At 38.3% G+C, this 23,560-nt stretch carries 20 protein-coding genes; 16 read left to right on the top strand and 4 right to left on the bottom strand.

From position 1 onward, the window contains the following. Nucleotides 1–17: 17 nt before the first annotated feature. From JM81_RS05070 to mqo, 4 genes are all read left to right on the top strand, one after another. Nucleotides 18–962, top strand: a complete 945-nt coding sequence (locus tag JM81_RS05070) for an FAD:protein FMN transferase (RefSeq protein WP_144801082.1) — start codon at nucleotides 18–20, stop codon at nucleotides 960–962. Continuing rightward, nucleotides 959–1,171 (top strand): DUF4266 domain-containing protein, encoded by a 213-nt coding sequence (locus tag JM81_RS05065; RefSeq protein ID WP_144801080.1) that lies wholly within the window; start codon nucleotides 959–961, stop codon nucleotides 1,169–1,171. The genes JM81_RS05070 and JM81_RS05065 overlap by 4 nt, the downstream gene beginning before the upstream one ends. Nucleotides 1,172–1,193: 22 nt before the next feature. Further along, on the top strand, nucleotides 1,194–2,519 hold the full coding sequence (locus tag JM81_RS05060) for a DUF3570 domain-containing protein (RefSeq protein ID WP_144801078.1): 1,326 nt from the start codon (nucleotides 1,194–1,196) through the stop codon (nucleotides 2,517–2,519). Between the two features lie 147 nt (nucleotides 2,520–2,666). Next, nucleotides 2,667–4,163: a malate dehydrogenase (quinone) gene (mqo, locus tag JM81_RS05055; RefSeq protein ID WP_144801076.1), complete on the top strand. Its 1,497-nt coding sequence runs from the start codon at nucleotides 2,667–2,669 to the stop codon at nucleotides 4,161–4,163. A 67-nt stretch (nucleotides 4,164–4,230) separates the two neighbouring features. Here mqo and JM81_RS05050 read toward each other — a convergent pair whose 3' ends face one another. Together JM81_RS05050 and JM81_RS05045 are read right to left on the bottom strand one after the other, a co-directional pair. Beyond that, the gene (locus JM81_RS05050; RefSeq protein ID WP_144801074.1) at nucleotides 4,231–6,435 is read right to left on the bottom strand and encodes a xanthine dehydrogenase family protein molybdopterin-binding subunit; all 2,205 of its coding nucleotides are present in this window, start codon (nucleotides 6,433–6,435) and stop codon (nucleotides 4,231–4,233) included. Between the two features lie 54 nt (nucleotides 6,436–6,489). Next, nucleotides 6,490–6,954, bottom strand: coding sequence for a (2Fe-2S)-binding protein (locus tag JM81_RS05045; RefSeq protein WP_144801072.1), 465 nt, complete (start codon nucleotides 6,952–6,954; stop codon nucleotides 6,490–6,492). Between the two features lie 327 nt (nucleotides 6,955–7,281). Between JM81_RS05045 and sbnA the strand changes: the two genes are divergently transcribed. The 5 genes from sbnA (at nucleotide 7,282) to hpf (ending at nucleotide 12,365) form a co-directional block, all read left to right on the top strand. Next, entirely contained in the window at nucleotides 7,282–8,286 is a 1,005-nt protein-coding gene (gene sbnA, locus JM81_RS05040; RefSeq protein ID WP_144801070.1) for a 2,3-diaminopropionate biosynthesis protein SbnA, read from the top strand. Then, the gene (locus JM81_RS05035) at nucleotides 8,280–10,115 is read left to right on the top strand and encodes an FAD/NAD(P)-binding protein (protein ID WP_144801068.1); all 1,836 of its coding nucleotides are present in this window, start codon (nucleotides 8,280–8,282) and stop codon (nucleotides 10,113–10,115) included. The genes sbnA and JM81_RS05035 overlap by 7 nt, the downstream gene beginning before the upstream one ends. Then, nucleotides 10,090–11,559, top strand: a complete 1,470-nt coding sequence (locus tag JM81_RS05030) for a Y4yA family PLP-dependent enzyme (RefSeq protein WP_144801066.1) — start codon at nucleotides 10,090–10,092, stop codon at nucleotides 11,557–11,559. Before JM81_RS05035 ends, JM81_RS05030 begins: the two co-directional genes overlap by 26 nt. 93 nt (nucleotides 11,560–11,652) lie before the next feature. Beyond that, entirely contained in the window at nucleotides 11,653–12,051 is a 399-nt protein-coding gene (locus JM81_RS05025; RefSeq protein WP_089259884.1) for a VOC family protein, read from the top strand. An 11-nt stretch (nucleotides 12,052–12,062) separates the two neighbouring features. Next, complete coding sequence (hpf, locus tag JM81_RS05020; RefSeq protein ID WP_144801064.1) at nucleotides 12,063–12,365, top strand: ribosome hibernation-promoting factor, HPF/YfiA family; 303 nt, start codon at nucleotides 12,063–12,065, stop codon at nucleotides 12,363–12,365. 170 nt (nucleotides 12,366–12,535) lie between these two features. On the opposite strand, the gene JM81_RS05015 is transcribed toward hpf, so the two are convergent. Continuing rightward, nucleotides 12,536–12,988: a ferritin-like domain-containing protein gene (locus tag JM81_RS05015; RefSeq protein WP_144801062.1), complete on the bottom strand. Its 453-nt coding sequence runs from the start codon at nucleotides 12,986–12,988 to the stop codon at nucleotides 12,536–12,538. A gap of 235 nt (nucleotides 12,989–13,223) precedes the next feature. Here JM81_RS05015 and JM81_RS18390 point away from each other — a divergent pair, with 235 nt between their 5' ends. From JM81_RS18390 to JM81_RS04985, 7 genes are all read left to right on the top strand, one after another. Then, complete coding sequence (locus JM81_RS18390; protein WP_186435529.1) at nucleotides 13,224–13,367, top strand: hypothetical protein; 144 nt, start codon at nucleotides 13,224–13,226, stop codon at nucleotides 13,365–13,367. A gap of 157 nt (nucleotides 13,368–13,524) precedes the next feature. Beyond that, nucleotides 13,525–14,751, top strand: coding sequence for a PD40 domain-containing protein (locus tag JM81_RS05010; protein WP_144801060.1), 1,227 nt, complete (start codon nucleotides 13,525–13,527; stop codon nucleotides 14,749–14,751). A gap of 77 nt (nucleotides 14,752–14,828) precedes the next feature. Next, nucleotides 14,829–16,541: a PorP/SprF family type IX secretion system membrane protein gene (locus JM81_RS05005; protein ID WP_144801058.1), complete on the top strand. Its 1,713-nt coding sequence runs from the start codon at nucleotides 14,829–14,831 to the stop codon at nucleotides 16,539–16,541. Between the two features lie 639 nt (nucleotides 16,542–17,180). Continuing rightward, nucleotides 17,181–17,822: a response regulator transcription factor gene (locus JM81_RS05000; RefSeq protein WP_089259889.1), complete on the top strand. Its 642-nt coding sequence runs from the start codon at nucleotides 17,181–17,183 to the stop codon at nucleotides 17,820–17,822. Nucleotides 17,823–18,053: 231 nt separating this feature from the next. Beyond that, nucleotides 18,054–19,541 (top strand): xylulokinase, encoded by a 1,488-nt coding sequence (locus JM81_RS04995; RefSeq protein ID WP_144801056.1) that lies wholly within the window; start codon nucleotides 18,054–18,056, stop codon nucleotides 19,539–19,541. 10 nt (nucleotides 19,542–19,551) lie between these two features. After that, nucleotides 19,552–20,868 (top strand): xylose isomerase, encoded by a 1,317-nt coding sequence (gene xylA, locus JM81_RS04990; protein WP_409994642.1) that lies wholly within the window; start codon nucleotides 19,552–19,554, stop codon nucleotides 20,866–20,868. Between the two features lie 160 nt (nucleotides 20,869–21,028). Further along, complete coding sequence (locus JM81_RS04985; RefSeq protein WP_089259892.1) at nucleotides 21,029–22,045, top strand: LacI family DNA-binding transcriptional regulator; 1,017 nt, start codon at nucleotides 21,029–21,031, stop codon at nucleotides 22,043–22,045. Between the two features lies 1 nt (nucleotide 22,046). On the opposite strand, the gene JM81_RS04980 is transcribed toward JM81_RS04985, so the two are convergent. After that, nucleotides 22,047–23,411: a Gfo/Idh/MocA family protein gene (locus JM81_RS04980; protein ID WP_144801052.1), complete on the bottom strand. Its 1,365-nt coding sequence runs from the start codon at nucleotides 23,409–23,411 to the stop codon at nucleotides 22,047–22,049. Nucleotides 23,412–23,560: the final 149 nt, after the last annotated feature.

Genomic DNA, 23,560 nt, shown 5'->3' with positions numbered 1-23,560 from the left:
TACTAACCTTGTGCTATATGGGCCTATTGGTTGCCCAAGAACCCTATAAACGTACCATGAAATTAATGGGTAGCCGTTTTGATATTACGGTGGTTGCTAAAGATCCTGTTGAAGCTAATGGATATATTGACTTGGCTGTCAATGAAATAACAAGAATAGAGCAACTAATTTCCTCTTGGGACGCAAATTCCCAGACGGCTGAGGTCAATAGAAATGCAGGTATACGACCGGTACAGGTAAATGCGGAATTATTTGAACTTATACAAAGGGCGATAAGTATTTCCAAATTGACAGATGGGGCTTTTGATATCAGTTATGCCTCTATGGACAACATTTGGCGGTTTGATGGTAGTATGAAGGCAATGCCTACCGCAGAGGAAATCAAGGCATCCGTTTCTAAAGTAGGGTATCAACATATTGTGCTGAATAAGGAGAATAGTACGGTTTTTCTAAAATTAAAAAGCATGAAAATTGGTTTTGGAGCCATAGGTAAAGGGTATGCGGCAGATAAGGCTAAAGATGTATTGATTGCCAAGGGTGTCGTTGCAGGGATTATCAATGCGTCCGGTGATATGAATACTTGGGGCAAGCAACCAAATGGAAACGAATGGAATGTTGCCATAACCAACCCAATGGACAAAAACAAGGTGTTCGCTGTATTGCCCATTACCAATGGGGCGGTAGTAACTTCCGGTAATTATGAAAAGTACGTAACTTTTGATAATGTAAGATATACGCATATAATAGACCCAAGGAGTGGCTATCCGGCTACGGGAATCATTAGTGTTACAGTGTTTGCACCAAAAGCGGAATTGGCAGATGCCCTAGCTACATCGGTATTTGTAATGGGTAAGGATGTCGGGTTAAATCGTATTGAACAATTGCCCAAAGTAGCGTGCATTATTATAGATGACAAAGGAAATATCATTACATCAAAAAATATAGAAATAGAAAAATCATGATACGAACATTATTAGTTCTGGTGCTTGTTATTAGCACGTTGAGTAGCTGTACGGTTTTAAAGGAATATGAAAAAATAAATATCAATGACCCGGATATGGCTTTGCAGGATAAAAAGGTGGACCGTAATGTAACGATTATGCATTCGTATAGGGAAGCTGCCGCTGGGGCCAATGGAGGTAAAACAGGCGGAGGTTGTGGTTGTAATTAATGGGAACGTAAAGTTGCAAAAAATGAATTTTTTCAAGAAAATAGGTAGTTTGGTATTACTGTTCCTAACTGCAACGGGCTATGCCCAGCAAGATCAAGATTCTGTTAAGACCTATAAAAAAAGAGTCTTGGAAACTACCGAGGTAGATTTTTTGACCAGTTATTATTCACAGGACGGTGATAATGCCGCTGTAAGTGGAGGTTTGGGAACTGAAGAATTAACGGACATTACGGGGACATTTGTGGTGGCCATTCCTCTTAACGATGATGACGTGTTAACCATTGATGCAGGCGTTTCAGCGTATACATCGGCATCATCAAGTAATGTTGATCCATTTGACGGCGCACAACCGGCAGATCCTTTTGTAGCTAGTTCCGGAGCTTCAAGTTCAGATACTTGGGCAAATATTACGGGCGCATATAGCCATAGTTCAGATGATAGAAATACAATAGTTACAGGTAAACTTTCGGTATCCTCGGAATACGATTATTTTTCTGTTGGTTTTGGGGGAGGATTAACCAAATTGTTCAATGAGAAAAATACCGAGGTTAGTATAAATGCAAATGTATATCTCGATACTTGGAATTCTATTTATCCCACGGAGTTGAGGCCATTTGCCAGCGGAGCCAATGGTTTGGCCAATGGGTTCTTTTCAAATAAAACAATAACGGGTAATGCCAATTACGATCCTGTGTTTGAAAAATTTACCGATGAATCCAGAAATTCTTACACCTTGGGCTTTGGGTTCTCCCAAATTCTAGGTAAAAATCTGCAAGGTTCATTGGCACTGGATTTGGTTAAGCAACAAGGGTTGCTGTCCACACCGTTTCAACGTGTATATTTTGCAGATGTGTCCGATTCGTTTATAGAAAATTTTCAACTTGCGGATGCCATAGAGCAATTACCCGATAGCCGATTTAAAATTGCTGCGGGCGGACGTTTAAACTGGTTTGTTAATGAAACCATAGTTGTAAGAAGTTATTATCGGTATTATAATGATGATTGGGGAATAAGGTCACACACCGCAAATGTGGAACTGCCCATTAAATTATCGGATAAGTTTACGGTATATCCTTCGTACAGATTTTACGAACAGTCTGCCGCAGATTATTTTAAAGGATATGAAGAAGCTTTGTCTACGGATACATTTTATACTTCAGATTATGATTTATCGGAATATTCGGCAAATCAATTTGGAGTGGGCATATCGTATACGGACATTTTTACCTCAATGCATATTTGGAAATTAGGTCTTAAGAGTATTGATGTGAAATTTTATAAATACGATAGGGATACCACGTTCAGTTCCAGTATTATTACCGCAGGATTTAAGTTTGTAATGGACTGACCCGCTAGCTAGAATAAGGTATTGAACAGGCCTCTAGGCCTGTTTTTCGTTTTTGGAACAAGGTTTAAAATGCCAAATCATTTAGAAAATGCCATTTGAAATAAGTAACTTTTCAAACGTTTATAGTGAAATAAAATAGTGATGTGAATGGACTTAAGAAAAGAATATGACTTAGTATGTGTAGGAGCGGGTATAATGAGTGCAACCTTGGCATTACTGGTAAAACAGTTAAAGCCAGATCTTAAGGTACTTATTGTTGAACGGTTGGATAAAGTGGCACAAGAAAGTTCAGCTGCATGGAACAATGCCGGTACAGGTCATTCAGCTTTGTGCGAGTTAAATTATACCCCAGCGGATAAGAATGGGGATGTAAACATTACCAAGGCAATTGATATCTGTACACAATTTGAAATTTCTAAACAATATTGGTCTTATTTAGTGGACCAAGGATTAATTAAAGAACCCAGATCATTTATAAATCCGGTGCCACATTATAGTTGGGTAAGGGGCAAAGAGAATACGGATTATTTGGAAAAACGCTATAAAGCGTTGAAGGAGCATTTTATGTTTAATACCATAACATTTACTAGGGATGTGAATAAGATGGAGAATTGGTTTCCCCTTATGATGCGCGGACGAACAAATGAAGAGATTATGGCCGCCTCTAGAATAGATAGGGGAACAGAAATGAACTATGGGGCGTTAACAGAACAATTATTTGCCATACTAGAAAAGGAATATAATACAAAAGTTTTGTTTAATACGGAGGTAGAGGATATTGATCCCGACCATGATGAGGATTGGCTTTTTAAAATGGAAAATCTTAAAAATGGCAAAAAGAGTACTTTAGATGCCCAACATGTATTTATAGGTGCAGGAGGTGGCAGTCTATTATTGTTGCAAAAAGTGGAAATTGAAGAAAAAGATGGTTACGGCGGTTTTCCGGTGAGTGGGGAATGGCTAGTCTGTAAGAATAGGGAGATTATTGAACAACATAATGCAAAAGTATATAGTAAGGCGGGTATAGGAGATCCACCCATGTCGGTTCCCCATTTAGATACAAGATATATCAATGGTAAGCGTGAACTTCTATTTGGGCCGTTTGCAGGGTTTAGTCACAAATTTTTAAAAGAAGGCTCAAATTTGGATTTGTTGAAATCTATCAATTTTGACAATATACCTTCTATGTGGGGCGTGTTTTGGCACAACTTACCACTTACAAAATATCTTATAGAACAGGTTGCCATGAGTTTTGAGGATAGAATGGAATCCCTGAGAACTTTTATAAAAGATGCCAAAAATGAGGATTGGGAAATTTTAGTGGCCGGTCAACGGGTGCAGACCATTAAAAAAGATGAATTTGAAGGTGGTTCGTTGGAATTTGGAACCCAACTGGTAAGCAGTAAGGATGGTAAGGTCACTTGTTTGTTAGGCGCATCACCAGGGGCATCTACTTCCGTGAAAATTATGTTGAATGTTTTGGAAAAAGCGTTTCCCGAAATAATGACTACGGATAAGGGTACACAATTACTTAAAAAAATGGTGCCGTTTTATACCCAGGAAGTTACCAAAAATTTGTTTGATACTTGCCTACAAAGGTCCAATGAAATATTAGGTTTAAACCGAGATTTGGTAAAAGAATAATTGCAAAAGAAAACGCCGTAATGGGTTTCATAACGGCGTTTTCAAATTTCACTATAGCATAAGCGTGTTAACCTAAAACAGGTTTTTGCGTTATAAACGGTTGTTTGTAATATCTTTGACCGGTTGCTTTGTACAAGGCATTTGCCAATGCGCCCACCACCGGTGGTAATGAAGGCTCTCCAAGTCCTGTGGGGTCAATGCCGTTATCCACAAAATAACTTTCTATTTCCCTTGGTGCTTCCTTATGGCGAATTAAGCGGTAAGTATCAAAATTGGATTGTTGGGGTATTCCGTCCATAAAGGTCATTTCACTATAAGTGGCATGACCAATACCATCTATAATACCTCCCTCAATTTGATTTTTTGCCGCCATAGGGTTGATTACGATTCCGCAATCTACCGCACACCAAACTTTATCTACTTTTGGCGGATTGGAATCCTTGGTCAAATCCAACACTTGGGCAACATAGGAATTATGGCAATAATAAGCGGATACTCCTCTTGCCATGCCATTTTTTACACTGCCGTCCCAACCAGATTTCTCTTTGACCAACTTAAGGACACCTGCATAACGTTCTGGGTCATAATCATTCTTTTCAGGGTTGCCCACAGGATCTTTCATGGCCCTGTCAAACAATTCTAATCTAAATTCTATAGGATCCTTTCCGGCCGCTTCGGCAACTTCGTCCATAAAGGATTGTTCCGCACCTGCAACAAAATTTGAACGGGGCGCACGCCATGCTCCTGTAGTAACATTGGTTTCTAGAACAAATTTCTCCGCTTTATAATTATCTACCGCACCCGCTGGAAACCTATTTTCAAAAATGAGGTCGTCATTGGAGCCAACGCCTTTTACATGCCAGGCAATTAAATTTCCATCCTTGTCCAAACCGGCCTTATATTTCACTTTATAGGTGGGTCTGTACGTTCCTTGTGTCATGTCATCCTCACGGGTATAGACCAATTTTACAGGGGCTTGCATCTTTTGCGAAATTACGGCAGCCTCAACGCCAAAGGTACCATAGAGTCTCCTTCCAAATCCGCCGCCCATTCGGGTCATTTTTATATCAATTTTTTCTACCGGCAGATTTAGACGTGAAGCCAAGGATTTTTCCAAAAATTCCGGGGTTTGTATAGGCCCGTTCAGTATAGCGCGTTCAGCGGTGACATCGGCATAGAAATTCATGGGCTCCATGGTATTATGCGCAAGAAAGGGTGCACTATAGGTACGTTCAATGACCTGTGCCGCACGGTTAAAAGCCTTGGCGACATTACCATCGTTTCGTGCCGGTTCCTTGGCGTTGGTATTCAGTAATTTTTCCAAAGCTTCTTCATGATAAGCTGTACTTTCTAGGGTAGATGAGTTTTCCCATTCAACGTTCAGCGCTTTCTTTGCCATCATACATTGCCACGTACTCTCGCCAACTATTGCTACCAGTTTTGCAATACCGCCACCGTCAGACCATTGTTGTTCCATGTCATCAGGGTATACATCTATGGGAAATACTTCTTTTATCCCGGGCATGGATGATACGGATTCTGCATTCATTGATTTATAGGTCATTCCAAAAGCTGGCGGATGTACGATCATTGCCGTTAACATGCCCTCTTCTTGAATATCGATACCGAATAATGGTTTTCCTGTTACAATGTTTTGTCCGTCCACATTACGTCTATCGGTACCAATGATGCTAAAATCCTTGGTATCCTTAAGCACTACTTCCTCGGGTACGGGTATGGTGGCCGCTTTTGAGGCCATTTCACCAAATCCGGCGGATTTATCGGAAACTTTGTGTGCAATGACACCTGCGTTAATGGTAATTTCCGAAGCAGGTACCTGCCACGTATCAGCAGCGGCAGCGATCAACATATGTCTTGCGGTGGCTCCGGCCATACGTAGACCTTCCCAGCTTGCACGAATAGATTGGCTTCCACCGGCTATTTGCCTTTGAAAGATATCTGTGTTCAATGGTGCTTGTTCAACGATTACATTGTTCCAGTCTACGCCGAGTTCATCCGCAACGATCATGGGCATACTGGTTTTTACATTTTGACCAATTTCAGGGTTTGGTGATGCAATCGTTACAATGCCGTTGTCGCCAATTTTTAAAAAGGCGTTGATATTGAACCATTCTTTGGGCATTCTGCTTACCTGTTCCGGTGTTGGGTTACATGAGGCCAACCAGCTAAAACCTAATAAAAGGCCTCCACCGGCAAGTGTACTGCTTTTAAGAAAGGAGCGTCTGTTATATGATGTTTTTATGAGTGTCATTTGTTTAAAATTTTATGGAGGTGAACAACCCTTTGGATAAGGGGGTAAAAAAAACTACGCATTTTGTAGATTAGCGGCATTCTTAATAGCCTTTTTTATTCGCGTATAAGTTCCACATCGGCAGATATTTCCGTGCATGGCATTTTCTATTTCCTCATCAGTTGGGTTAGGGTTCTTTTTTAAAAATGCACTAGCGTTCATGATTTGTCCGGCTTGGCAGTAGCCACATTGATATACATCCTCTTCTAACCAAGCTTTTTGTACAGGATGGTCGCCATTTTCTGAGAGTCCTTCAATAGTCGTAATTGCTTGCTCTCCAACTGCCGAGATCGGAAGTTGACAGGAGCGTACCGCATTATCGTCTAAATGTACCGTACAGGCGCCACACTGGGCTATACCACAACCAAATTTGGTGCCTACCATTTGTAAATGGTCGCGTAGCACCCAGAGCATTGGGGTGGTAGGGTCAACATCTACTTGTTCTGTTTTTCCGTTGATTTTTAAACTGAAATTAGCCATTTGTTTTTACTGTTTGTTTGAGTCCTTTGAAATTAAGGATTTTTTATATGCATCGGTCATAAAATTCCAATTAAATAGCGTTAAAATTAGCAAGGCGTATGGCATTATAAGAGTTATGTTATAAGAGTTCGTATTCATGCTTGATTAAGGAGGAGATTTACACAAAAAAGTATGCCTGTGCTTTATTTACAAATTATTGCTTCTAAAGGTAAAAGAGCTATTTATAGATGGTATTGTGCTATTTGTTTGCGCAGGATGCGGGTATTTTTATGAAATACAAAGAGACTGTGCTCATTGTTACTTGAACATGGTCAAAATCCGTAGCATATGATAACTCAAAATATAACACATAAACTATCAGAATCTATTATAGACACCATTGGAAGTACCCCTTTGGTCAATCTTGCAAATATGGTAGAAAACAAAAAGTTTAATCTATATGGCAAATTAGAGGCTGCAAATCCGGGAGGAAGTATAAAGGACAGGACTTCATTGTTTATTTTAAAGCAGGCGTTGGAAAATGGCAGGATAAAAAAGGGAGATACCATCGTGGAGTCCAGCTCCGGGAATATGGCCGTAGGCCTGGCCCAGGCATGTTTGTATTATGGACTTCAGCTTGTGGTGGTGGTAGACCCAAAATTGAATTCACACACAGAAAAAATATTGAAAACCTATAACGCACGTATTGAAAGGGTAACCAAACCTTTGGATAATGGGGGGTTCTTGGGGGCAAGGTTAGAACGGGTACAATGGTTGTTGAATACCATACCCAATAGTTTTTGGACCAATCAATATGGTAATCCGGATAATCCGTTGACCCACCATTCCACTATGACGGAAATATTAGATGCACTGCATGGAAAGTTAGATTATCTATTTGTTGCCACAAGTACTTGTGGTACGCTTATGGGCTGTGCCGATTTTATATATGAGAATAATTTGAACACCAAAATCATTGCGGTAGACGCAGTTGGTAGTGTGTTATTTGGCGGTCCACCGTTAAAACGACTTATTCCAGGTCATGGTGCAGGGGTGCCCTCCCAATTTTTGGATACCTCCAGAATACATGATTATATATATGTTGATGATGTTGATTGCGCCAGGGGGTGTTGGTCAATGTTAGAAAAAGAGGCTATACTTTGTGGTGGTTCATCTGGCGGTATGATAAGTGCGGTAAGAAAGTATGCGGATAAGATTGGGGAAGACAGCAATTGCGCATTATTTCTTTGCGACCGCGGTGAACGGTATTTGGATACTATTTATAACAAAAAATGGCTGTTAAGGGAATTGCCGGAAAGTAAATCCGCATTTACTCCTTTAGGTGGATGGTAAGAGGAATAGATGAAATGAACGATGAACATATATACAAGATTGCAATTGTAGGTTTTGGACCTAAGGGGCTGTACGGTCTTGAGCGTCTTACGGCTTTTTTGAAAGATAGGGCAATCTCAAAAAATGTTGAGGTTCATATTTTCAATAGTACTTCCTTTTTTGGTGCAGGTGATGTGTATAGAACCGATCAGCCGCACTGCCTTATCATGAATTACGCCAATGGAAATATTAACGTGTGGCCCAAGCAATTACCTAAGCCGATACCAAACCATACTCCAGATTTTGTAGCATGGTTGAAGGAAAGAAATGTGAAGAAAAGTTCAACTACTGATTTTGCCCCTAGGGCAATGGTGGGTACATATTTAAATGAGTGCTATCATAATCTAATAAGCCATTTACCTGTTAATGTTAACGTTGTACCTCATATAGGCTGGGTGGTAAATGTGGAAAATAGTAAACAGGGCTTTGCCTTGTATTATACAAATGAAAAAAAACAAGAATCAACTATTGCGGTAGATCAAATCCTATTTACCACGGGGCACATTACATATAAATCTCACATTGCGCCAAAACGGGCATCCCGGAACAATATTGGCTTTATATACCCTACCGATAAAAAACTTGTTGTGGTAGCGCCAGGAACGTCTGTTGCGATTAAGGGAATGGGGCTAACGTGCATTGATGCCGTTTTAGCGTTAACGGAAGGTAGGGGAGGTAATTTTATTAAAAATGCAGATAATTTTTTTAACTACGTGGCATCTGGTCAGGAACCCAAACAAATGCATCTATTTTCAAGGTCTGGGTTGCCAATGGTTCCCAGGGATGGAACACCGTTAGATGATAAACCCCTTCAATTTTTTACCGAGAAAGCGCTTATCAAAATAAAAGCGAGAAGACCAATCAACTTTAATGAAACTCTTTTGCCATTAATAAAGAAAGAATTCTATTGGGCATATTACCATACCTTATTTCAACAATATGGTTGGGAACTAAAGGGAGGTCTTGATTTTGAGAAGATAAGGGCGCAAGTAGTGCAATTTCATAAGCAATTTAGAGATGTGGCCTATTTTAGCTGGCAGCGAATTGTAAATCCTTTTGCGGAAAAAAGGAATATTACTAATGGGGAATTGAGGGAGTATATTCAATTTTTAATTCATGAAGCGGAATTGGGGGCTGATAAAAGTCCATTTATAGCGGCCGTAAGTACCTGGAGAAAAATAAGTCCCTTGTTTAATGAACTATATAGTTATGGTGGTTTGGATGCAGCTTCGCATAAAGAATTTGACACCTATTATTTTGGGCTGTTCAACAGGCTGTCGTACGGACCGCCTCTTGAGAACATGAAGAAAATATTGGCGCTTCATACCAGTGGGTTGTTAAATTTTTCCTTTGCAAAATCGGTAACGGTGGTGAAAGATAATGATGATGGGGAATGGTCGCTAATTGGGGAAAAGAGAAAAGAAACAAAGGTTCAATTTTTAATCAATGCTACCATTCCCAGGGCCGGACAGCAGGGATTTAAAAATGAACTTTATCAGAATTTAGAGAAAAACAAGTATATCACTCCTTTTATAAATTCATCAAGTTCTACTTACCATCCCGGTTGTATCGCTTTAAATAAAAATGGAAATCCAGTAAATGAATATGGTGAGGTCAATAAGGCCTTTACGTTTTACGGAACACCTACAGAGGGCATAACGTATGATAATGATACCCTTTCACGTACCCGCAATGATTTTGCTACCATCTGGGCCAAAAATATTTGTAAGGATCTACAGAAAAAAAATAGAAGAATAGCACATTATGAAAGAGAAGAACAAGTATTATAAAGGCAATCAAAAAAAAGGGTTGACCCCAATTACTTCGCATTGGATGCACGAAATTTTCAATGACCAAGAAGTATTAAGAGGGGTAATGGAAAAGTACGGTTCTCCCATTAATGTTCACCATTTACCAACATTTAACGATAACTGTGCGCGTTATAAAGATTTATTTGAATCGCACGATTTAAAATATCAAATTTTCTATGCTAGAAAGGCCAATAAATCCAAGGGCTTGGTAAAACAAGCGTTTGCATCTGGCATAGGAGTGGATACCGCAAGTTTTAAAGAGTTGGAACAATCTTTGGCGCTAGGAGGAAATGGTAAAAATTTAGTATTGACATCGGCCATTAAGACTGAAGAACAAATAGCATTGGCCATAAATAATGAGGTTCCAATAATTTTGGATAACGAGGATGAATGTGTGTTAACGGAACAAGTAGCCAAAAAAATGGGTCTGCGGGCCAAAGTTGGTTTCCGTATAAGTGGGTTTGAGGTCAAAGGTGAAAAGTTATATAGCAGGTTTGGTTTTGATATTGACCAAGTCACAAATTTTATTGCATCATATGTAGGTGATACAAAGACCTTTGAAAACTTAGATGTTACAGGACTTCATTTTCATTTGGACGGATATTCAACCTACCAGCGTAGTATTGCACTATTAACGTGTATTAAAATTGGAAATGACTTAAAACGAAAAGGGTATCCTATTACATTTATAGATATGGGCGGGGGTATTCTCATGAATTATTTAGAAGATGAACGCCAATGGATAGATTTTAATAATTCGTTACAAAAAGCCGTTACAACAGGAAACAATACCATTACCTTCAATAATAATGGGTTGGGGTACAGATTAGAAGATGGTAAGCTACGTGGAAAATTAAATACCTATCCGTACTTCAATAAGGTAAACAAAAATTCATTTTTAAAAGAAATTTTGGATTATGTAGATGCCGATTCTGGATTATCCTTGGCCACATTACTGCGTAAAAACCATTTTGAAATTAGGATAGAACCAGGTCGTTCCTTATTGGACCAAGTAGGCATGACCATTGCCAAAGTAGTCTATAGAAAACAAGATGCCAAAAAACAATGGTTGGTTGGTCTTGAGATGAATATGAGCCAGATGATGAGCTCAAGCGCAGATTTTCTATTGGATCCATATATAATTCATACCAGTGAAACTTCAGATAAGGAGAACGTTGATGTATTTTTTACTGGAGCTTATTGTTTAGAAAGGGATGTATTATTGAAGCGAAAAATAAGCTTAAACAGGCTACCGGCCATTGGGGATTATGTCGCTTTTGTAAATACAGCTGGTTATATGATGCATTTTTTCGAAACGGAGGCACATTTATTTGATCTTTCCACTAATTTGATGCATACAGGTACAGATGAAAAGTTATCGTTTTTTCAATTTATTGATGATAATAAGATTGTATTGGAGTAATATTTGAGCAAAAAATGAAATGAATCAATAAGAAAATGGTATAAGCCAAACCAAAAATGCTTCTTGTGGTACCTTGTATAAAAACAATATAAAATGAAAATACAAGCATATTTAGCATTTAACGGAAACTGCCAAGAGGCATTGAATTTTTACGCCAATTTGTTTGGTGCGGAAGTAAAGAATAGGCAAACGTATGAAGATAAGGAAATAGACGTTCCATCATCATACCGTCAAAAATTACAGCATGCGGAATTAAAAGGTAAAGGCGTGCATTTTATGGCTTATGATGCTTCACCAGATACCCCTTTGAACAATGGAAATCAGATTAATATGAGTGTTGATTTGGATAATTTGGACGAGGGAAAACAATTGTTCAAGGATTTGTCCAGTGGAGGACAGGTTCATCATGAATTTAGGGAACGTGAATGGGGACATTTTGGTAGATGTACCGATCGTTTTGGAATTGGTTGGATGGTTAACGTTGATAAATAGAAAATAGATATATGGATATTATATATGAGTATGACGGAGTAACGGTAAGTGATAGGCTTGAAGCGTTCGCCAAGGAAAAATTAAATAAACTGCACGCTAAATTTGATGATGTAATACGGGCAGATGTGTTTTTTAAGGATGAAAACACATCATCTAATGATACAGGTAAAATCTGCAATATTAGATTGAGTTTGCCCGGTCCCAGAATTTTTGCTGAAGCCAGTAACGAAAATTTTGAGGAATCGGTGAGTGAGTCCGTACGTGAACTGGAACGACAGTTGAGAAAAAGGAAGGATAAACTAAAAACCTATTAAAACAATGAAAAAGGCCCTAATACTTTATTTTGGTAAAAAGTTCTATAAGCAATGGTTACAAAAAAAGCGAAAGAATAGAAGTCTTAAAACGTCGTAAAAATTTGTAGATAATTAATGCTTATGAAAATAAAAAAGCCCTTGCATTTGCAAGGGCTTTTGTTTGTTTGTTGTTACCTATACTCTTCCAATATTTCAGTAGTTTCCAGGTCGTTCTGCAATTTCTCTTTTTGCGCTCTTATAAGGTCTTTGACTCTGGGAGGTATCATGGTTTCCGCTAAAGCCTTATCGTAATCTTCAATAGCGGCCTTGTCACCTCTAACGGCCTCTTCTAACATGGCCTCGTCATTATCTCCGGAAAAAAATGATTTAACGTCCATCCACGTTCTATGAACGGCTCCTGCAGCACTACCTTTAATTTCAACGCTGCCCAAATCCAGTTCCGGCACTGCGGCCCTTAACTCCCTTAAAAATTGCATACGCTCTACAACCCTGTTCTCAAAATAACTCTTAATACCTACTTGTTCTGCATTTTCAGATGCTTTTTCAAAACCTTTTATGGCATCTTCGTTCTTGGAAACTAAGTCTTTTAAACGATTTTCAATTTTTTCTATATCTGTGTTCATATTATTTTGTTTTATGTAAGGGTAGTCCTTACGGTTTCATTTCAACTCTAAATTAGATTGAAAAAAGACCTTTAGTTGACCTTAAACAACAAGAGTTTTGCTGTAAGCATTATTTAAGATATGTTTTGCATTTTATCAATAAGTTAGTAGGTTTATGCCTATATTTTAAATGGATAGAGTTAAGCAAACACTAGTACTAATGGTAATTTGTGATTCACTTAAAAATGAATGAATTATGGGATTATCACCTTTGTTCGGAGTTGCTAAACTTCTAGTACGTAGTAGAAAATTAAAGATTGCCGCAGTAGGTTTACAGTTGGCCTATTTAGGATATAAATATATATCGGATAAAAAGAAAAAGAAAAAAATTAATTCATAGGGGCTATAAATTTTAAAAAGTAATTGATTATCAATAACTTAAGTTGGTTTATGAATGAATTGGTTCATATATTTTAAAAAAACCTATGAATTTTTATTAAGAACGTATTGAATTTGTTATTGGAACTTTGGGGTATTAACCCCCAAAATCTACAATCATGAACAATTCAATTAAATGTGGCCTTTTGCTTGCTTGCATGGCTACAGTGGGTTATGGTCAAAATTTGGCCATGAATCAAGAACCCACCAAATTTCAACAACGTAAGGTTTCGGAAATTTCCAAACGTACTGAGAACTATAATAAGTTAAAAGCGCTTGGTTATGAAGATGAAGAAATTTTTGAAGACCTTGGTAATGCCAATTTTCTTTCTAAAAAATACGAAAATGCACTGTATTGGTATGGTAGGCTAATTGAGGTTTCAGAAGATGGAACCTTAAGTAAAAGCTATCAGAAAAGATACGACCATGCCGTTTCCCAATTGGGTAAAAAAGTCCAGAATGAAATCAGTGATGAAAACTGGACGGAACTGGTAAAGGATGACTACAAAATGACCCATTATGTGGCACCTACAGAACTCACTTCCAATAATAGGTCCAATTTTTTGCCTTGGAATACCACTTCTTCCAATGCAAAAATGGTATCAACCGGAACCAATGATGTTCAGCTAAACGGTGAGTATGCACCACCCGTAGCGTTGACAAATGGCGGTAACACGGCTTATTTCAGTAAGGCAACCTATCGTAAACCTGTTACAGGACTTTTTTCGAAAAAAAGAAAGGTACATAAAATCTACAAGGCCGATAAGATAGCGGGCGAATGGAAAAAAATCACCGAGGTGGCCGTATGCCCTTCGGACTATTCCGCAAAACACCCTGCCGTATCTCCAGATGGTAATCGTTTATTTTTCGCTTCCAATATGCCGGGCAGTTTTGGGGCATATGATATATATGTGGCCACCATTCATAAAAATGGAAGCCTGGGTATGGCAAAAAATCTTGGAACAAAGGTAAATACCATCAAAGATGATATGCATCCTAATCCACTTTCCAACAATCAATTGGTTTTTGCATCAGAAGGCCATGAAGGCTTTGGCGGTCTAGATGTATACCTTGTTGAGGTAGGGGAAAGAAATGTGGGCCTTGCCGTAAATATGGGAGAAAATATTAATAGCGCATATGATGAGTATTCTGTAAACATGTTGCAAAAAGATGGTTCCGGATTTGTAGTCTCCAATAGGGATTCTAGTACTGGAATAGGGCATCACGTAGCATTTAACCTAAATGATAAGCCGGCTAGTGAAAAAGATAGGGATTATCGTTTTTTAGAAGCATTTAATACAGATAAACAAATGCAGTATTCCAGTTCTGTATTTGATGATGAATAATCTCCCCCAATTATTCATTGAAATAGTTCCCCCCAAACCCCAGACAAAATAAATTTTTAATCATAAAATCATACGTTATGGAAAGTCCATTAAAAATCAATAGTTTTCTTATTGCTTTGTTCCTGTTGGCTCTGATCCAGACTGTAAAAAGCCAGGAAACCAATGCCAATCTTGGGTCTAGTAGTACGTACCACAATCAATTATATTTCAATAGGTTCTTTATTAACCCTACTTATTCCTTGGTACGAGAGAATAAATCATATTTAAATATTCTTCATAGAAACCAATATGCCACGTTCGATGATAATAGCCAAAATTATTTCTTAGGCTTCAGTAACAAGCTAAGTGATCAAACAGCCGTAGGTATAGGAGTATATAGCCAATGGGCCGGTGTGGTCCAGGAATTTGGTTTCAATGCCAACTATGCCACCTCTGTACGTTTGGCCGATAAATCCGTGTTAACGTTCGGTACCAATATCACCTATTTTAATCAAGGGTTGGACAAAAATAGGATTGTGATCAGTGAAGAAGATCCAGAACTTTCAGAGGCCAGAAAGGAAAGTAAAATAGCTGTTCAACCAGGTATCAATCTATCATTGGGCAAATTTGATTTTGGCTTGTACGCTGAGGATTTGTTGAAATATAACCAGACAACCAATGAGTTTTTAACAGAATTCTCCACAAAAAGTGTCAAGGCATCTATGCAGTACACCCATGACTTTAAAAATTCTAGAGGGCTATTTGAAAATGCCCGTTTTATGCCCATGGTGCAGGTAGGACAAAATTATGACAGTAGTCTGTATTACTTTGGTTCATTATTGTTGGATATGCCAAATTATGGATGGATTCAAACTACTTATGATCAGGATTACGGTATATCTGCAGGTCTTGGGTTTAATCTAAGCGAGAAAATGTCCTTGGGATATTTAATGGAAAAAGATATTGCAAAGCAAGACGCCAATTTGGGTTGGAACCATGAAATAACATTGGCCTATACGTTTAAGGATGACGATTTGGGCATTACCGTTGCGGCTAATAGTACAGATAATCAAATAGATAATATTGTGCGAAACTACGAAGAACAAATAGCCCACCTTATATACGAACGGGACAATGCCAGAACAACTAGCAAAGCCAAAAATGTGGAAAAAGAAATGGAAACAAGCAATGCCAAGGAGATGTATAGTGCAAGTGCAACAGATTTGGCCTACCAGAATAAAATGGTCTTGGATGAGCTGATCATGAGGCAGGATTCTATTGAAGAAGTAAGAATTGCAGCTTTCGAAGAAAGGTTCAATCTTATTGTTAGGATGTTAAGAAATGATATAGACACCACCATCAAGAATTCGTTACAAGATTACAGTGCAGAGGAAACCACTGCCTATGTAGCCAATGAAATACCTAAGAAAGATGAATCGGTAATTGCAAATACAAACAACAGAAGGGCCAATTTCAAGGAACTGCCCGTAAAGATGATGGTAGATTCAGATGTTATAGGAATGAATTCCGGATATTATGTAATTGCCAATGTATACAGCCAAACAAAATATTTAAATGCTTTTATGAAAGAGTTAAGGTCAAAAGGCTTAGATCCAAAACAATTTTATAATAAGGAAAACGGACTTTACTATGTATACTTGGCAGATTATGATTATAAGAATGAGGCACAAATGGCCGCAAGTACAAATTTAAACGGTAAGTATAATGATGAAAAATGGATAATGCAGGTGAATGAAACCACTGCTACAGTATCCAACACGTTTGAAGACGATGATATGAGTATTGAATAGTATGATTTAGATAACGGGGATTTATGATTGATTTAAATTGTCAATAAAAGGAGGGGTGTTGTCCGGGGGGATAACGGGTGCCCCTCCTTTTTTTTCTTATTGGTTGAACATTGTTTTTTTTTGGGAAAGTAAAATATCGATGAACGGTAGCATTTTTATTCAAAACATTGCATTTGAACGAAAATTCCTATGATTTTAACGATGTTATAACATTTAACTATATATTTCTCGAACCAAATTAATTGTAAACATTGTTTAACCCCAAATCCCCCCAAAACCATGAAAAACAATTACCTACTATTTTTAAGCGATCTCATTCATCGTAATTTTTCAATTTCTGGATTCCTTTCAGAAATCATTTTCCTAAAAAGTTATTTGCGTTTTAATTCATTCAATTTTACATCTAGACAGGTCACTAGCTAGATTTTAAATTGTAACCGGAATTTAAACTACTACTTCAGTACAGAATTTTTATAGGACAATTTTACGCCTTTTCAATACAATATCCTTTTACAGGGTATAAGTGTATAATGGTAGATTTTGTAAAAATTTCAAGTACGTATTTGGATTCCTAATTGTATTTAAAACAAAACTTTTGTTGTGCGGCTCCCGGCATAACAGTATTAAATATTGGAAAAAATGAAAAATACCAAGACTCGAATAATAATTTTAGAAAGAGATAGCTCAATGCACATAGTTTATAAAAACCATTTTGATGCATTGGAAGATTATGAACTAGTTGGAAGTTATACTTCTGCCAACCTAGCCTTAAAGGATTTTAAGCATACTAGGCCACAAATAGTGTTATCTGAAATTGACCTGGATGATGTTAATGGTATAGATGCCATTAAATTATTTAGAAAAAAGAACTGGGGAATCAATATTATTATGTTCAGTGAAATCAATGATTTTGAAGTTATTAAAAAAGCCTTTAAAAAAGGGGCCAACGGATACTTGACCAAACCATTGACCTTGGACAAACTTGAGCATGCCTTAAGCAGTATAGAAAAGGAAGGTGCTGCTATGAGCAATGATATTGTAAAAAAGTTTATAAGCAATTTCCATAAAAGAACGTTTGCTTTCTTTTCTGAACGTGAAAACCAGATCGTAGATTTTCTATGTCAAGGTGCAACGTATAAAATGATAGCTGAAAAACTGTTCGTGACACCCAGCGCGGTCAATTTTCATATCCAGAACATTTATCTTAAACTAGATGTAAATTCCAAGTCAGAGGCACTTACCAAATTGGAACGGTTACAAAACCAATTGGAGGAATATTAGTAGATTGCAATTATAGTAGGATAGCCTTTTACGAAAACCCTTTCGATAATTTTCGAACAGTAAAATATCCTATAATAAATTGATTTTCAATTTATTATAGGGTATTTTTATTTTTTTGACCTACAGTATATAGCGCTCTACTATTTATTTTCGTGGCAATAAACATGTTGTGGGCGTATAGTCGTTATTTTTGGTTTAACTTAATAAAGCTAAAATCAACTCACAACAAATATGTATCATCTAGGACTAGATATAGGAAGTTCATCAATAAAGATTGCCTTAGTTGAAACCTCAACAGGTAAAAGTATTGGTGTAGTTACGGAACCGGAGACAGAAATGTCCATGCAGGCGGTTAAAAATGGTTGGGCAGAGCAAAGCCCGGAAGATTGGTGGGGGTATGTATGTAGTGGCATAAAACGCTTATGTAATGAATACCATATTAATGCAACGGGGATTACCGGTATTGGCATTTCTTATCAAATGCACGGATTGGTCCTAATAGATAAGGATGGTGTTCCGTTACGTAAATCAATTATTTGGTGCGATAGTAGGGCAGTTGAAATTGGCGAAAAAGCCTATGAAGAAATTGGACCGGAAGTATGCGATACCCACTTGTTGAATTCTCCTGCAAACTTTACCGCTTCTAAATTAAAGTGGGTAAAAGAAAATGAACCTGAGGCATACGCTAAAATTTACAAGATTATGCTGCCTGGGGATTATATTGCTTATAAATTTTCGGGAGTGGTAAATACAACTGTATCAGGGTTGTCAGAGGGTATTTTATGGGATTTTAAAAATGATGCCGTTGCCCAACTATTGTTAGATCATTATGGTTTGGAAAAAGAACTGATTCCTGATATTGTAGATACATTTTCGGTACAATCCAACGTAAACGAGAAGGGCTCAATGGAAAGTGGCATTAAGATTGGCACACCTATATTGTACAGGGCCGGTGATCAACCCAATAATGCATTGACCTTAAATGTTTTTAAACCGGGTGAAGTGGCGGCTACTGGTGGTACATCTGGTGTAGTTTATGCGGTTACGGATAATTTGTCGGTCAAGGAAAGTTCTAGGGTAAATAATTTTGCGCATGTCAACTATACCCCGGGGCAACCTGCAAGAATTGGTAAATTATTATGTATTAATGGTGCTGGAATACAATACCGTTGGTTATTGAACAACCTGAATGTAACATCCTATGATGAAATGAACACCCTTGCCAATGAAGTACCGATCGGTTCTGATGGTATTGCGCTAATACCCTTTGGTAACGGAGCGGAAAGAATGCTTAAAAATCAGGATATTGGAACAAGGATCGTAAACCTGAACTTGAATAATCATGGCAAAGGACATTTATGTAGGGCGGCATTGGAAGGTATTGCTTTCTCTTTTGTTTACGGCATGGAAATCATGAAATCAGACGGTATAAAGGTCAATGTCATGCGTGCAGGAAACGATAACCTTTTTAGGTCGGAAATATTTTCTTCCACCGTGGCAACGCTAATAGGGTACGATATTGAAATTTATAATACAACCGGTGCTATTGGTGCGGCCAGGGCCGCTAATTTGCACAAGGGAGATTTTGAGGCGTACGGCAAGGCAATTTTAGAGAATGATTATGTTATGACCTTTAGTCCCAAAATGGACAAAACGAGGTATGAAAAAGCATATGCCGCATGGAAAAATGAATTGGAATTAATCTTAAACAACAAATAAAATCAACATAATGGCAAACAAGGAATATTTTAAAGGAATTGATAAAATCAAGTTTGAAGGAAAGGAATCCGATAATCCATTGGCTTTCAAATACTATAACCCAGAGCAAGTAGTGGCCGGTAAGACCATGAGAGAGCATTTTAAGTTCTCTACCGCTTATTGGCATACGTTCTGTGGTCAGGGTTCGGACCCGTTTGGTCCTGGTACCCAAAATTTTGAATGGGATAAATCATCCGATCCCGTACAAGCGGCAAAAGATAAGGCCGATGCGGCATTTGAATTTTTTGAAAAAATTGGCTTTGATTACTATTGCTTTCATGATTTTGATTTAATACAGGAAGCACCCACATTTGCGGAATCTGAAAAGAGATTGGCAACTATAACAGATTATGTAAAGGAGAAGCAAAAGGCGTCTGGGAAAAAATTATTATGGGGAACGGCAAACTGCTTTTCTAACCCAAGATACATGAACGGTGCAGCGACCAATCCAGATTTTAATGTACTGGCCAGGGCCGGTGGCCAAATTAAGTTGGCGTTAGATGCAACCATTGCCCTAGGTGGTGAAAATTATGTGTTCTGGGGAGGTCGTGAAGGATACATGTCCTTGTTGAACACAGACTTGGGCCGTGAACTGGACCACATGGGTCAATTTTTGTCCATGGCAAGGGATTATGCTAGATCACAAGGGTTTAAAGGTAATTTCTTTATTGAGCCCAAGCCAATGGAGCCAATGAAACATCAGTATGATTTTGATTCTGCTACGGCTATTGGTTTCTTAAAGGAGTATGGTCTTGATAAGGACTTTAAAATGAATATAGAGGTCAATCATGCAACTCTGGCCCAGCATACTTTTCAACATGAATTGGCCGTTGCCGCCAAAGCGGGCATGTTAGGTAGTTTGGATGCGAACAGAGGAGATTACCAAAACGGGTGGGATACGGACCAGTTCCCTAACAATATCCAAGAAACCACAGAAGCCATGTTGGTATTTTTGGCCGCAGGTGGCTTGCAAGGCGGTGGCGTAAACTTTGATGCCAAGATCAGAAGAAACAGTACCGATCTAGAAGATGTGTTCTTGGCACATATTGGCGGTGCGGATACCTTTGCCAGGGCATTATTGACTGCGGATAAAATCATTTCTTCATCGGCCTACAATGCGTTACGTGAAAAAAGATATAGTTCCTTTGATGCCGGAAAAGGAAAAGATTTCGAAAATGGCAAATTGGACTTCATGGATCTTTATGAAATTGCAAAGGAAAATGGTGAGTTGACCTTGCAAAGCGGTAAGCAAGAATTATTTGAAAATATCATCAACCAATATATATAATTCATCGATCCCTTATACCGGCATTTAATATGTTGGTTTAGGGATTGTAAAAGCTTAATGTAATAGCGATCTGTCCCTTGGTATTCCTTTGGGACAGTTTGCTTTTTATATATAAAAGGTTTGCTAAGTTTGTAATGGGTACGTTTTAATCAATAAACGCATGAAGAAAGTTACTTTAAAGGACATTGCTGGGCATTTTAAGGTTTCTATTTCGACAGTTTCCAAAGCTGTGAACGATAGCCATGAAATCAGTGCTGATTTAAAGGCGAAAATTCAGGAATATGCAAAAGCCAAGCATTACAAGCCAAACAGGCTGGCCCTAAACCTTTTAAATAGAAGTACCAAGACCATAGGTGTCGTAGTACCCAATATCCTTAATTATTTTTTTGTTCAAGTATTGTACGGTATTGAAAAAGTAGCCAATGAGAACGGGTATAATATTATTAGCTGTATAAGCGATGAGTCCAGTGAAAAAGAGAGTAAAACCTTGGAGTTTTTTGATTCTGGCACCGTTGATGGATTGATTATATCCCTTGCAGAGGAAACGCAAAATGAAAATAAGCATGATGCCCTTATAGATATTATAAACAATGACATACCTGTTGTTTTGTTCGATAGGGTTGCAGATGCTTTGGAATGTGATAAGGTGGTAGTAGATGATTTTGAGGCTGGTTATAAAACGACCAAGCACTTGATCAATGTGGGCTGTACCAATATAGCGGTCGTTAACCCAACGGGAAGTTCAAGTGTAGGGAAATTAAGGTTACTGGGCTATAAGAAGGCATTAGAGGAATTTAAGATTCCGTTCGATGCCAAATTGGTCATGAACCTTACGCCCAAGGACGATCTTGATCTGCTAATGTCCTTTCTTTTAAATTATAAAACAATAGAGGGTATTATTGGCTTTGATGAGATTACTGCTGTAAAAGTATTGGAAATTGTAAAGGCTAGGGGGTATAATGTGCCCAATGATATTTCTATAATTGGGTTTACCAATGGGCAATTGTCCAAGTATGTAACTCCGTCGTTGACCATGGTTAGCCAACATGGAAAGTATATTGGTGAACTTACCGCCAAACTCTTGATCAATAGAATACAAAATCCGGGACTGCCTTATGAGACTAAAACGGTCAAGACCAGCTTATTGGTAAGGGGCTCAACCAAAAAAATGCAATAGTCTAAATGGTATCTGGGTGTGGGTGTACCCAATTTCCCTTGTAGGTACGTTGCAATAGGTCAGTTGCTTTCCGATCATTAACAACCGTTCTGCTCTTGGGGTCGTATACCAATGGCCTTTTTAGGTCCATTGACAGATTGGCCAATATGCAACTGGCAGAGGAGATGTGTCCTTCCTCAATATCCGCAATAGGTTTTGTGCCATTTTGTATGGCATTTAAAAAATTGAGCATATGTCTTCTGGTTGCCGGTGCTGCATGTAGTTCTATGTCTTTTTCATTAAGGTCTTCAGGATAGGCCTCTCGCTCATAAAGTACCTCGAATTTTATTGGGGCATCACCGTTTGCAGGAACAAATTCCGCCTTCATGACATCGGCTTTGAGCATACCTTTTTCTCCATAAATTTTAAAGGCCCAAGGGTATTCCGGATCAGCGGCATTTCCCCACGTACGGTGCTGCCAGTTGCAATTGAAATTATCGTATTCAAATACTGCAGATTGGGTATCGGAAATAGTTGACTTACCATTTTTTTGAACAAAAATTCCACCTTCGGAACTTATGCGTTTGGGCCACCCTAAATTCAACATCCACCTAACGGTATCCAGCATATGAACACACATATCCCCGGTTATACCATTTCCATATTCCCTAAATGTTCGCCACCACCTTCTATGCGGTAACCCGTCATAGGGCCGCATAGGGGCCGGACCCGTCCACATTTCATAATCCAAACGATCAGGTACCGGTTGTTCGGGCGGATTGTCATTGGCGCGCATATGGTAATAGCAGCACATATCTACATGGCCAATAGTACCAAGTAATCCTGTATCTATAATTTCTTTTTTGACCGATATTAAATGGGGCGTGCTCTTTCGTTGTGTGCCAACCTGTACTACTTTATTATATTTTCTTGCCGCGGCAATCATGGCCTCACCTTCTATAACATCTACGCTGGTGGGTTTTTGAACGTATACATGAGCGCCAGATTGTAGTGCCGCTATGCACATAAGCGCATGCCAATGATCCGGGGTGCCAATGAGCACGATATCAAAATCCATGGTATCCAGCATGTTCCTGTAATCTATGAACAATCTTGGTCTTTTACCGTTTTTCTGTCTCTGGGCCACTAAGTTTGCGGTATTGTTTAGAAAAACCGAATCTACATCACAAAGCGCAGTGACCTCCACATTGGCTACTTGTATAAGTCGCAATAAATCACTTGTGCCATACCAGCCGGTACCGATCAAAGCAACTTTTTTAGGCTGCTCGTCCTTAAAGAATTCAAATCCGTATGTGCTTAAGGAAGATAGAAGGAGAGAGGCAGAAGCGGCTTTTAAAAAATGTCGTCTATGAAGGGTATTGGGCATAATGTTCAATTTTTAATCAGGGATATGTATTAATAAATTATTTCATCGTAATGAAATTAGCAATAAAAAGGAAGTGTAAATTAATTATTTATTAAAAAATAGGTTGAATAATTGCTTATATTTAAATCTGTTAACACTTCTATCTCTAA

The organism is Maribacter sp. MAR_2009_72 (assembly GCF_007827235.1).
Taxonomy (GTDB): Bacteria; Bacteroidota; Bacteroidia; order Flavobacteriales; family Flavobacteriaceae; genus Maribacter; species Maribacter sedimenticola.
Note: the sequence above shows the minus strand (reverse complement) of the source record. Positions and strands in the feature narration are given on the sequence as shown.